This is a genomic window from Streptomyces sp. CoH27 (assembly GCF_020181035.1).
GTDB classification, from domain to species: domain Bacteria; phylum Actinomycetota; class Actinomycetes; order Streptomycetales; family Streptomycetaceae; genus Streptomyces; species Streptomyces camelliae.
This window is the reverse complement of sequence record NZ_JAIQYY010000005.1, coordinates 107,224-118,711: the sequence shown is the minus strand read 5'-3', so window position 1 is coordinate 118,711 and position 11,488 is coordinate 107,224. Positions and strand designations below refer to the sequence as shown.

Here is an 11,488-nt window from a genome sequence, read left to right as displayed (position 1 = left end):
ACACCGGCTGGAGCGCCCCTGCGGCGAACAAATGAACACAGCCACAAGAAGCTCGCCGAGGACATCGTGGCGCGGGCCGGGCAGGCGCTGCGGGTGCCGGTGCGGGCGGCGCTCGGCGAGGTCGTGCCGGACGCGGCGGGGCTCGCGGACTCCCGGGCGGACGCGGATCTGGTGCTGCGGGTGCTGGACGCCGACCTGCCCGTGGCCGGGGTGGACGAGGTGCGGCCCCGCGTCACGCTGCTGCGGCTGGCCGAAGTGATGGGCGAGCGGCGGGAGTTGACCGCGGGCGCCTGGCGGCGGGTGCTGGCGTACGACGCCGCGCACGGCACGGAGTACGCCCGCACGCTGGTCTGCTGGTTCGATGCGGGCTGTGACATGGCGGGCGCGGCGAGGCTGCTCGCCGTGCACCCCAACACCTGCCGCTACCGCCTGAGGCAGCTCCAGCAGCACGCCGGGGTCGATCTGGACGACCCCGACGAACGGCTGGTGCTCTGGCTTCAGTTGCGGGTGCTGGCGGGGCTCACCGGAGCCACTGCCTGAGCCGGTCCTCGCACCGCCGCAGGTGCTCCACGGGGACGTACTCCCCCGCCGTGTGGGCAAGAGAGGGGTCGCCGGGGCCGTAGTTGAGGGCGGGCACGCCCAGCGCGGCGAACCGGGCGACGTCCGTCCAGCCGAGCTTGGGCCGCGGCTCGGCACCGAGCGCGGCGACGAGCCCGCCGATCCGGTCCAGGCGGGGCAACGCGCCGCCGACGGCCTCGGTGACGCGCACCTCGTACTCCGGGAAGAGCGAGCGCACGTACGCCTCCGCCTCCTCCGGTGAACGGCTGGGTGCGAAACGGCAGTTGACGGTGACGACACACTCGTCCGGTACGACGTTCCCGGCGACCCCGGCCTGTACGGCGACGGCGCTGAGCCCCTCCCGGTACTCCAGCCCGTCGACGACGACCCGCTCGGGCCGGTGCGCGTCGAGCCGCTGGAGGACCTGACCGGCCTTGTGCGCCGCGTTGACGCCCTGCCAGGCGCGGGCGGTGTGGGCGCGGGCGCCCTTGACCACGATGTCGGCGGTGAGGATGCCCTGGCAGCCGGCCTCCACGCCCGCGTCGGAGGGCTCCATGAGGAGGGCGAGGGAGGCGTCGGCGAGCAGGTCCGGCCGCTCGGCGCCGATACGGGCGAGCCCGTTGCGGTCCCCTTCCACCTCCTCGCACTCGTAGAAGACGTAGGTGAGGTCGCGCGCGGGCGCCGGAACGGTGGCGGCCAGCCGGAGTGCCACGGCCACGCCGCCCTTCATGTCGCAGGCGCCGAGCCCGTGCACGCGGTCGTCGGCGAGCCGGGAGGGCAGGTTCCCGGCGGCCGGGACGGTGTCCAGGTGCCCGGCGATCAGGGCGCGTTCGCCGCGTCCGAGGCGGGTACGGGCGACGACGGAGTTGCCGACCCGGTCGACGGTGAGATGGGGCAGGGCGCGCAGGGCGGCGTGGACGGCATCCGCGATCTCCGCCTCCCGCCCGCTCTCGGAGGGCAGGTCGACCAGGGCGCGGGTGAGGGTGACGACGTCGGCGGTGAGGTCGAGGGCGGTCATGCGAGATCGTCCGGGGAGATCTGGGCGAGCTTGGAGTGCCGGATGCCGTAGAGGCCGTAGATGACGAGCCCGACAGCCATCCACGCCCCGAAGGCGATCCAGGTGTCGGTGCCCAGGCTGCCCAGCATGTAGACGCAGAAGCCGACGCCGAGCAGCGGCGTGACGGGCGAGAACGGCACCCGGAAGGAGCGCGGGGTGTCGGGGCTGCGCCGGCGCAGCAGTACGACCGCCAGGTTGACCAGCATGAACGCGAAGAGGGTGCCGATGCTGGTGGCGTCGGCGAGGCTGCCGAGCGGGACGAGGGCGGCGAGGACCGCGATGAAGCCGGACACGATCACGGTGTTGGCGCGGGGCACGCCGGTGCGCGGGTGGACTTCGGCGAAGAGGGGCGGCACAAGCCCGTCCCGGGCCATCGCGAAGAGGATGCGGATCTGACCGTACTGCACGGTGAGCACCACGCTGGTGGTGGCGACGACCGCGCCGACGGACAGCAGGATCGGCCACAGGCTGCCGCCGCCGACCGACCGGACCAGGACCTCGCTGAGCGTGGCCTCGGTGCCCGCGAACTGCTTCCACGGCATGGCGCCGAGCGCGGCGACGGCGACGAGCACGTACAGGGCGGTGACGAGGACGAGGGACAGGATGATGGCCCGCGGCAGGTCCCTTTGCGGATTGCGTGCCTCTTCACCCGCGGTGGAGGCGGCGTCGAACCCGATGTAGGAGAAGAAGAGCGAGGCGGCTCTGGCGCTCATGCCGGCGGCGCCGAGCGGGAAGAGGGGGTGGAAGTTCCCGGCGCGGAAGGCGGTGAAGGCGACGGCGCAGAAGATGACGAGGGCCGCGATCTTGACGGCGACCATGATGGTGTTGGCGACGGCGCTCTCCTTGGCCCCACGCAGCAGGACGACCATGGCGAGGACGACGATGAGGGCGGCGGGGACGTTGAGGGTGCCCCCTGCCCCGGGCGGGGCGCTGAGCGAGTCGGGGAGGGTGACCCCGAAGGTGAGGTCGAGCAACTCGTTGACGTACTGCCCCCAGCCGACGGCGACGGCGGCGACCGACACCCCGTACTCCAGGATCAGACACCAGCCGCACACCCAGGCGACCAGCTCGCCGAGGGTGGCGTAGGCGTAGCTGTACGAGGATCCCGAGCCGGGGATCATGCCCGCCAGCTCGGCGTACGACAGCGCCGAGAACAGGGCGGTGACGCCGGCGACGAGGAAGGAGACGACGATCGCGGGTCCGGCCTCCGGCACGGCCTGCCCGAGCACCACGAAGATGCCGGTGCCGAGGGTGGCGCCCACGCTGAGCAGCGTCAGCTGGGCCACGCCCATGGTCCGCCTGAGCGGACTGCCGGCGGCTTCCCCGACGAGTCGTTGCACCGGCTGGCGCCTGGTGAGTCGACGTGTGCTCGCTTCTTGTGCTCTGGCCTCCGGCCGGGTGTCCACTGTGTCCACCGTGTTGTTCCCTCCGCCTCGGGGGTTGTATGGCCCTTGATGATGCGGAGGTGATGGGGCGGCGGGGTGAGCGGATCGGCCAAAGGTGCGAGACGACAGTTGGCCGGACGGTCAAAGGGGTGGACACGTGGTTTGCCTGGTGCGGGTGCGGGTGCATCGGGGGTGGACACGTGGTTTGCCTGGTGCGGGTGCGGGTGCATCGGGGGTGGTCGCGCAGGTCCCCGCGCCCCTTACGGGGCACTCCACCGCAGCCGACGACTGATCAGCGCAGCGCCTCCGCGACTTCCCTCGCCGCCTCCACCACCCTCGGCCCGACCCGCTCCGGTACCGAGTCCGCCAGCATGACGACACCCACGCTGCCCTCGACCCCGGTGACCCCGACCAGCGGCGCCGCCGCCCCGCTCGCACCGGCCTCCAGTTCGCCGTGGGTGAGCGTGTACCCGGGACCGGTGCCGGACGAGTGGCGTGCGGCGAGGATCGCCCGGCCGGCCGCCCCGCGGTCCAGCGGGTGCCGGAAACCGGCCCGGTACGCCACGTGGTAGTCGGTCCAGGTCGGCTCGACCACGGCGACGGCCAGCGCCTCCGTCCCGTCGACCAGGGTCAGGTGCGCCGTCGCCCCGATGTCCTCCGCGAGCGAGCGCAGCGCGGGCAGCGCGGCCTCCCGTACCAGCGGATGCACCTGCCGGCCGAGCCGCAGCACCCCGAGGCCGACCCGGGCTCGCCCGCCCAGGTCACGCCGTACCAGCGCGTGCTGTTCCAGGGTGGCGAGCAACCGGTACACGACAGTACGGTTCACGCCCAGTTTCGTGGACAACTCGGTGACGGTCAGCCCGTGGTCGGTGTCGGCCAGCAGCTTCAGGACACGCAGTCCCCGGTCGAGCGTCTGAGAGGTCTCCGCGGTCACGACGCCCACTCCTTTGGTGGTGAGGCCGGCGGGCCCCTGAGCGGCGGATGCGTGGCCGAGTCCCGTCGGCGACGCGTTCAGAGGCCGCCGATCGGCAGGACGGCTCCGGCGGCTCCGGGCCCAGGTCGCTTCACGGCTGCGCTCCGCGGCGACGCTGCCACGGGGCGTGTGCGTAGCGGGACAGTAGCGAAGCAAGTTCGCTGAGCGGAAGCCTCCGTCCAGAATCCGGGCAAGGGCTTATCCAGCCTGCCTGCATTCGTCCGGATACGGACGCGGGAGCGGGCACCCGACCCGCGGCGCAAACCGCTCTCCGGCCGCGCGGATCGGCTGGGCGGCTGGGCGGGGCGGCCGAGCGGGGCGGCTGAGCGGATCGGCTGAGCGGGGCGGCTGGCGGGGGTCAGCGCATCCGCGTGGCCCACTCCTGCACCTTGGCGATGCGCTGCCGCAGCTGCCCCGCCGTGGCCTCCGCGCTGGGCGGGCCTCCGCACACCCGGCGCAGCTCGGTGTGGATCACCCCGTGCGGCTTGCCGCTCTGATGGACGTACGCACTGACCAGCGTGTTGAGCCGCTTGCGCAGCTCCATCATCTCCTTGTGGGAGACCACCGGCCGCCGCTCGGCGGGCAGTTCGAGAAGGTCCGCCTCGGCGTCCGGCTTCCTGCGGCTGTGCGCGATCTGCCGGGCCTGCCGCTTCTGGAGCAGGAGCTGGACCTGGTCGGGTTCGAGGAGGCCCGGAATGCCGAGGTAGTCCTGCTCCTCCTCACTCCCCGGGTGAGCCTGCATACCGAACTCGGCGCCGTCGTAGAGGACCCGGTCGAAGACGGCCTCGGACTCCAGCGCCTCGAAGGAGAACTGCTCCTGCTCGCCGGTGTCCTCGTCCTGCTGCTTGTTCGCCTCCTCCATCTCCTTCTCGGATTCGGCGTACGGGTCCTCCTCGCCCTCCTTCTTCGGCTTGTCGAGGGCGTGGTCGCGCTCCTTCTCCATCTCGTTGGCGAAGGTCAGCAGGTCCGGCACGGTCGGCAGGAACACGGAGGCCGTCTCACCGCGCCGCCGGGACCGTACGAAGCGGCCGACGGCCTGGGCGAAGAAGAGGGGGGTGGAGATGGTCGTGGCGTACACCCCGACCGCGAGCCGGGGCACGTCCACGCCCTCGGACACCATGCGGACGGCGACCATCCACCGGTCGTTGCTCTCGCTGAAGTCGTCGATCCGCTTGGACGCGCCGGTGTCGTCGGACAGCACGAGGGTCGCCTTGCTGCCCGTGATCTCACGGATCAGCTTGGCGTACGCGCGCGCCGAGTCCTGGTCGGAGGCGATGACCAGCGCACCGGCGTCCGGGATGGCCTTCCTGACCTCGGTCAGCCGCTGGTCGGCGGCGCGCAGCACGCTGGGCATCCACTCGCCGCGCGGATCGAGCGCGGTACGCCAGGCCTGGCTGATCGCGTCCTTGGTCATCGGCTCGCCGAGCCGGGCGGCGATCTCGTCCCCCGCCTTGGTGCGCCAGCGCATGTTGCCGCTGTAGGAGAGGAAGATGACGGGCCGGACGACATGGTCGGCGAGGGCGTTGCCGTAGCCGTAGGTGTAGTCGGCGGCGGACCGCCGGATCCCGTCCGCCCCCTCCTCGTACGTCACGAAGGGGATCGGGTTGGTGTCGGAACGGAACGGCGTACCGGTCAGCGCGAGCCGCCGGGTCGCCGGCTCGAACGCCTCCAGACACGCCTCGCCCCACGACTTGGAGTCGCCGGCGTGGTGGATCTCGTCCAGGATCACCAGGGTCTTGCGCTGCTCCACCCGGTTGCGGTGCAGCATGGGCCGTACGCCGACACCGGCGTAGGTGACGGCGACCCCGTCGTACTCCCGGCCGAGCGGTCCGGCGCTGTACTCGGGGTCGAGCTTGATCCCTATCCGGGCCGCGGCCTCGGCCCACTGCTTCTTCAGGTGCTCGGTCGGCGCGACCACGGTCACCTGCTGCACGACGTGGTGGTGCAGCAGCCAGGAGGCGAGCGTCAGCGCGAAGGTCGTCTTGCCGGCGCCGGGCGTGGCGACGGCGAGGAAGTCGCGCGGCTGCTCCTGGACGTACTTCTCCATCGCCCCCTGCTGCCAAGCCCGCAGCCTGCTGGCGGTACCCCAGGGGGCCCGGCCGGGGAAGGCGGGCGAGAGGTGATGCGATGTCGTGGCGGAGGCGGAAGCGGCGGTAGTAGTCACGGTCTCCGTAGATCAAGGTCGGGTGGCTACGTATGACAACCGGGCCACCCTACCGGCGCGGCACCGCCGTCAACGCCCGGACGAGGCCGGGTCGCCCGTGGGTGGGATCCACGTCACAGCACGCACCGCTCAGGCGTTGTGGCTCACCGCTCCCGCAGCCGCCGGGTCACCCACGCCCCCACCAGCGCCACCCCCGCCATCGGCAGGAAGACGGCCGCGAAGGCGGCGGGGTGGGTTCCGTCGGTGGTCGTGGCCGTGGTGGTGACCGTGCTGCCGCCGCCCAGGGCCGCGAAGGCGGCGCCGGTGGTGGCGAGGAGGACGACGTTGGAGAGGGCGTCGGAGATCTGGAGCGCGGCGGAGTTGGCGCCGGCCTCCTCCGGGGCGGACAGCCGGAGCAGGAGCACACTCGTCGAGGAGATCACCAGGCCCATGCCGAGGCAGCCGAAGGCCCAGGCGACGGCGACGGTCCAGACCGGCACGGAATGCACGAGCACACTGGGCGCGGTGGCGATCGCGGCGGCGACCAGCACCATCCCGACGGTCATCAGCCGCTCCCGGTACGGCGCCATGCGCGGCCGGGACTGCAGATACGAGCCCAGCGCCCAGGTCAGCCCGCCAGCCGCCAGCGAGAACCCGGCGAGCATCGGCGACAGCCCGCGCTGGGTGACGAGCATCAGCGGGACGAAGGACTCGGCGGCGACGAAGGAACCGGCGGACAGTCCGCGCAGCAGGACGACGGAGGGCAGACCGCGGGCGGCGCGGTAGGTGCCGCGCGGGAGGAGGCCGAGGGCGGCGGGCACGAGCAGTGCGGCACCGGCGAGTGCGGGGAGCGCGGCGAGGGGGCGCAGATCCTGGGCGGCGTACTGGAGCAGTCCGGCGCCGAGCGAGATGCCGAGGGCGAGCCGGATGCGCCGCCGGTCGAATGAACCGGCACCCGTGCCGGTCTGGACCGGTCCGGATGCCCGGCGATGTATCTGCGGCAGGGCGAGGGCGAGCGGGAGGACGACGAGGGCGGGTATGCCGAGGAAGACCCAGCGCCAGCCGAGGTGTTCGGTGACGGCGCCGGAGGCGAGGGGGCCGACGATGGAGGGGACCACCCAGCCCGCCGCGAAGGCCGCCATGATCGCGGGCCGCAGCCGCTCGGGGTAGGCGCGGCCGACGACGACGTACAGCGCCACGATGACGAGACCGCCGCCGAGCCCCTGCACCGCCCGGCCCAGGATGAACACCCACATCACCTGGGCGGTGCCGGCGATGACGAGACCGGCGGCAAAGCCCGCGATGCCCGCGCTCAACGGGCCGAGCGGACCGCGCCGGTCCGACCACTGCCCCGACAGCACCATGCCGAACAGGCTGGTCGTGAAATACCCGGAGAACGCGAACGCGTACAGCGCCACCCCGTCCAGCTCCCGCGCGGCAACCGGCATCGCGGTCCCCACGGCCGTCGCCTCGAACGCGATGAGCAGCACCACGGAGACGATCCCGACACTGAGCGCCCGGTACGACCGGCTCAGCACACCTTCTCTGCCGTCGGTCTCGGCTGCTTCGGTCACGACATCGGCGTCGCGGGGCTCCAGGGCGGTCATGCCCGCCAGAGTAAGGCCCACAACACCGTTTGACCCCTGTCGGGAGACCGGTCCGACCTGCGACCTTGGTCGTACGCCCCCCGTTTCATGAACGCGGTGTGGCAGTCGCATTGCAGCCCGCCCGATGCCCTTGAGCCCATCTCCCTCGGCCCATAAGTTCATTCACATCAACACGGCCGTGTGCCCGAGTGGTTCAGGGGCTCGCCTGCGCTGCATCCATCAGCGAGCTCCGCTCGCGGGGAGCCACGTGGGTCCGATCCCCACCACGGCCGAGAACGAACACATCAACACGGCCGTGTGCCCGAGTGGTTCAGGGGCTCGCCTGCGCTGCATCCATCAGCGAGCTCCGCTCGCGGGGAGTCACGTGGGTCCGATCCCCACCACGGCCGAGAACGAACACATCAACATGGCCGTGTGCCCGAGTGGTTTAGGGGCTCGCCTGCAAAGCGAGTTACGTGGGTTCGATTCCCGCCACGGCCTCCAAGCTGTAATGCGCTGACCAGCTCCTTCACTGCTCCTTTCGGGGCGAGCTGGTCTCTCCTCCTCGTCAGGTTCTCGGTCCGTCGGCAAGGCGGCCTCAGGGTCCGTGCTGACTGCACCGGTACGACACGGAGAACTCGCATGAGGCACCGCCCCGGGTGGATCGCTCGCATCGCCCTCTGCACGGCCGCCTGCCTCGGCATGGTCGTCGGCTGCGGGTCGAAAGGGGGGCATGGCGGGGGCGGGACGTCGTCCCCCGCGCCGTCACCGTCCTCCGCGTCGGCGTCCGCCACGTCGTCACCCGGTGGGTCGGCGTCGGGCGCATCGTCACCCGGTGGGTCGGCGTCCGGCGCGTCGTCACCGGCACAGCCCAACGGCTCACCCAGCTACGGCGGCGAGTCGCTCGCCTCGGAACCGCCTCCGCCGTCGGACACCGGTCCGTCGGCGAAAGGCAACCCCGACATCGCGCCGTCGCCTTCCTTCAACCCCTCCACGCGTCTCTGTCCCGGCAATCCCGACTGCCCATCGCCTCCCGGGCACGGCGAGACCCCACAGATGCCTGTTCCGGACAGAACGTGAGCGAGTCGAAGCCCGGCCTCGCGCAGCAGGATCGTCGAACCGGCTCGGCGGACCTGGCGTCGCCGACCCGACTGGTCAAGGTCGTGATCGCCCAGGCCTCGTTCATCGCCGCGCTGATGTTCTACCTGGGCGTGATCTACACGAGCGCGTACTACGACTACTACCACCTCTCCCCCTTCGCGCTGGGCTTCGGCTTCGCCGAGTTCGCCCTGCAAAGCCTGAACCTGGTCACCTTCCCGGTTCTCGCAGGTGCCGTCGTCCTGCTCGTGGGCGCCGCCCTCGCCGCACGCCGGTCGCATCGGGCTCTGCCTGAGGCACTGGTCCGCTGTCACGTGCTCGTCGTGGCCGCAGGTCTGCTCCTGCTCGTCCTGTGGTGGCAGTGGGGGTTGCTGCTGTCGTACCGCTGGGCCGGTCCCCTGCTCATCGCCCTGGGCCTGCTGCTCGGCGTGGCCCCGCACGACGGCCTGAGCCGCCCGACCGACTTGCGGGACACAGCCGTACCGATCCTCGCCGCCGGAGTGTTCCTGTTCTGGACCGTCACTGTTGTCGCCGGTCAGCTCGGCCACCAGCACGCCATGGACGCTGCCCGGCATATCAACAGGCGCACCGGCCTGATCGTCTTCAGCGCCGGGAAAATCAGCCTCGGCCCCGCACTCGGGCTCCAATTCCACGACCTCGGCCCCACCACCCATCTGCGGTACCGCTACATGGGTTTGCGGCTCATCACGGAGCGGGACGGCCGCTATTACGCCGTGCCGAGCGGGTGGCGGGCCCGGACCGACTCCGTCTACGTCCTCCGGGAAAGCAACAGCGTGCGATTCGAGTTCACGCCCGGTGTGGTGGTGCGGTAGACGCCCAGGAATCGCTTCAGAGCACCCCGCCCGCCTCGTCCTGAAAGGCCTCCGTCCAGTAGTGCCAGTCGGTGCCGGGCAGTGTGCCCGTGGGGTCGACGGTCGACAGGGTGCGGATCATGGCGGCCGCCAGGTCCTCGTAGGACGAGGTCGTCAGCTCGTGGTGCAGGTGGCCGGTGATGGTCCGCTCGTGGTGGAGGAGCCAGAGGGTGAAGGCGAGGGTGGAGACGTCGGTGTTCAGGGGGTGGAGCGTCGCGTCCGGTTCGCTGAAGGTCAGCACCGCGCCCGTTCTGCCGTCGATCAGCAGGCTCGTGTCCTCCGGCAGGTAGCCCAGGCGGATCAAGTGGTCGGCGTGGGCCGGGAGTTCGTCCAGCGGGAGGGCGCCCGGGCGCTCCTCCGTGAAGAATTCCCTCAGCGTCGGCAACGGGACGTCCGTGTCGGTGTGGAACAGGACCGCCTGCTCCGGCAGCCCCGTCTCGCGCAGGAAGCGCCGCGTCGGCTCGTGCGTGAGCGTCGGCGGGAAGTCGACCTCCTCGAAGCGAGTCACCCGGCCGTGCCCGAACTCCTGGTCCAGGACGCGCGCGGGGACGTCCAGGGTGAGGCCGCGGGCCGTGCCGGGGCCGGCGGCGAGGGCGAGCGGGCGGATCAGGGCCGCCACCTTCCAGTACGGCGGGACCTCGCCGTTCGCGCCCTCCTCGAAGAGGGAGAGCAGACGGCGGGTCGCCTCGGCGGCCGTCTGGGGGCCGTACCGGCCCGCGAGGGAGGCGAAACGGCCGCGCAGGCCCGTCAGTTCCTCGGTGACCGCCGCGAAGCGCAGCAGCGTGGTGAGGGACGGCGCGAAGGGGCGGGGGTCGGAGGGGTCGAAGAGATACGCCGTGGTGATCTCGCCCGTGACGCCGTCGAGCAGGATCGACTCGCGCTCCATGCCGGCCGGGGTCAGCAGTTCGCCTATCACCAGGCGGGTCCGCAGCTCCTCCGCCAGCCGGAAGGGGGCTTCCGCGGCGTCGGCGAGCGTGCGCAGGCCGTGGGTGCGCAGCGGGGAGAAGGTCAGCAGGTCGGTCTCGGCGGGCAGTCCGGAGCCGCTGAGCAGGCCGCGCGTCGGCGCGTGCGTGACGTAGCGGTCCAGCTCCGCCTCGGTCAGTGTGATCGCCGCTGCCCCGGTGTCGGTCGTGCTCATCGCTCCCCCGCGGTCTTCCCCGTGCCCCATGTGCCTCCGGTGGGCGCGCCTGCCCCCACTGCTTCGCAGACTACGCCGCCCCACTGACAACGGCCCTCGCCAGGAAGGACGTCAGGCGACCCGGGCACGTTGCGCGCCGGCGAGGATCGCCGCCACCGTCTCCTCCGGGGTCCACCGGGTCGTGTCCAGCCACAGGCCGATGCGCGGGGTGCGCCGGCGCAGTACCTCGTCCAGGCCGGACACCGTCCACGCCCCGCCGCTCACCGTCCACGCCCCGCCGTACCCCGTCTTCGCCCGCCCCGCCTCCCGGGCCGCGACCGTCTCCGCGTCCGGGGCCAGGACGACGACGTACAGCGGGCGGGTGCGGATCAGTCCGGTGTACGTGCGCAGGTCCTCGCCGAGCAGCACGTCCTGCACCACCGCCGTGAAGCCGGCCTCTGCGTACGCGTCCGCCGTGGCCGCCGACAGGCGCTGCCGCAGACGCAGTTGGGCGGCGGCTTCGGCGCCGGCCGCCGGCGTGTAGTCTGCGCGGCCCGTCACGATCATCCGGCGGAACACATCGCCCCGGACGTGTGCCGCCCGCGGCAGCCGCTCCGCCAGGAGCTGGGCCACCGTCGACTTGCCGGCGGCCATCACCCCGGTGATGACCACCACTCCGTCGATCACGAGAGACAGCGG

Annotated in this window: 9 protein-coding genes and 3 tRNA genes; 5 read left to right on the top strand and 7 right to left on the bottom strand. The window is 72.0% G+C overall.

Features of this window, described 5'->3' with window-relative positions:
* The coding region (locus tag LE548_RS09370) for a CdaR family transcriptional regulator (protein WP_225096205.1) at nt 1–540 on the top strand (540 nt) is incomplete at its 5' end.
* On the opposite strand, the gene dapE is transcribed toward LE548_RS09370, so the two are convergent.
* The 5 genes from dapE to LE548_RS09345 form a co-directional block, all read right to left on the bottom strand.
* The gene (gene dapE / locus LE548_RS09365) at nt 521–1,576 is read right to left on the bottom strand and encodes a succinyl-diaminopimelate desuccinylase (RefSeq protein WP_225096204.1); all 1,056 of its coding nucleotides are present in this window, start codon (nt 1,574–1,576) and stop codon (nt 521–523) included. The genes LE548_RS09370 and dapE overlap by 20 nt on opposite strands.
* Entirely contained in the window at nt 1,573–3,030 is a 1,458-nt protein-coding gene (locus LE548_RS09360) for an amino acid permease (RefSeq protein WP_225096203.1), read from the bottom strand. Before LE548_RS09360 ends, dapE begins: the two co-directional genes overlap by 4 nt.
* A gap of 262 nt (nt 3,031–3,292) precedes the next feature.
* Nucleotides 3,293–3,934 (bottom strand): IclR family transcriptional regulator, encoded by a 642-nt coding sequence (locus tag LE548_RS09355; RefSeq protein WP_225096202.1) that lies wholly within the window; start codon nt 3,932–3,934, stop codon nt 3,293–3,295.
* Nucleotides 3,935–4,331: 397 nt separating this feature from the next.
* Entirely contained in the window at nt 4,332–6,137 is a 1,806-nt protein-coding gene (locus LE548_RS09350) for a DEAD/DEAH box helicase (RefSeq protein WP_225096201.1), read from the bottom strand.
* A 143-nt stretch (nt 6,138–6,280) separates the two neighbouring features.
* The gene (locus LE548_RS09345) at nt 6,281–7,723 is read right to left on the bottom strand and encodes an MFS transporter (RefSeq protein WP_225096200.1); all 1,443 of its coding nucleotides are present in this window, start codon (nt 7,721–7,723) and stop codon (nt 6,281–6,283) included.
* A 174-nt stretch (nt 7,724–7,897) separates the two neighbouring features.
* Here LE548_RS09345 and LE548_RS09340 point away from each other — a divergent pair.
* The 4 genes from LE548_RS09340 to LE548_RS09325 all read left to right on the top strand — a co-directional run bounded on the left by LE548_RS09340 (nt 7,898) and on the right by LE548_RS09325 (nt 9,633).
* A tRNA-OTHER gene (locus tag LE548_RS09340) sits at nt 7,898–7,995 on the top strand.
* Between the two features lie 19 nt (nt 7,996–8,014).
* Nucleotides 8,015–8,112: transfer RNA gene (locus tag LE548_RS09335), tRNA-OTHER, on the top strand.
* 19 nt (nt 8,113–8,131) lie between these two features.
* Nucleotides 8,132–8,206, top strand: a tRNA-Cys gene (locus LE548_RS09330).
* A 572-nt stretch (nt 8,207–8,778) separates the two neighbouring features.
* Entirely contained in the window at nt 8,779–9,633 is an 855-nt protein-coding gene (locus LE548_RS09325) for a hypothetical protein (protein WP_225096199.1), read from the top strand.
* 16 nt (nt 9,634–9,649) lie between these two features.
* Here LE548_RS09325 and LE548_RS09320 read toward each other — a convergent pair whose 3' ends face one another.
* Entirely contained in the window at nt 9,650–10,810 is a 1,161-nt protein-coding gene (locus LE548_RS09320; RefSeq protein ID WP_225096198.1) for an SUKH-4 family immunity protein, read from the bottom strand.
* A 111-nt stretch (nt 10,811–10,921) separates the two neighbouring features.
* Nucleotides 10,922–11,473, bottom strand: a complete 552-nt coding sequence (locus LE548_RS09315) for an AAA family ATPase (RefSeq protein ID WP_225096444.1) — start codon at nt 11,471–11,473, stop codon at nt 10,922–10,924.
* Nucleotides 11,474–11,488 lie beyond the last annotated feature (15 nt).

Excerpts from the sequence above, each read along its gene's own strand:
- dapE (WP_225096204.1), bottom strand. The coding sequence starts at position 1,576 with ATGACCGCCCTCGACCTCACCGCCGACGTCGTCACCCTCACCCGCGCC.
- LE548_RS09345 (WP_225096200.1), bottom strand. The coding sequence starts at position 7,723 with ATGACCGCCCTGGAGCCCCGCGACGCCGATGTCGTGACCGAAGCAGCC.
- LE548_RS09320 (WP_225096198.1), bottom strand. The coding sequence starts at position 10,810 with ATGAGCACGACCGACACCGGGGCAGCGGCGATCACACTGACCGAGGCG.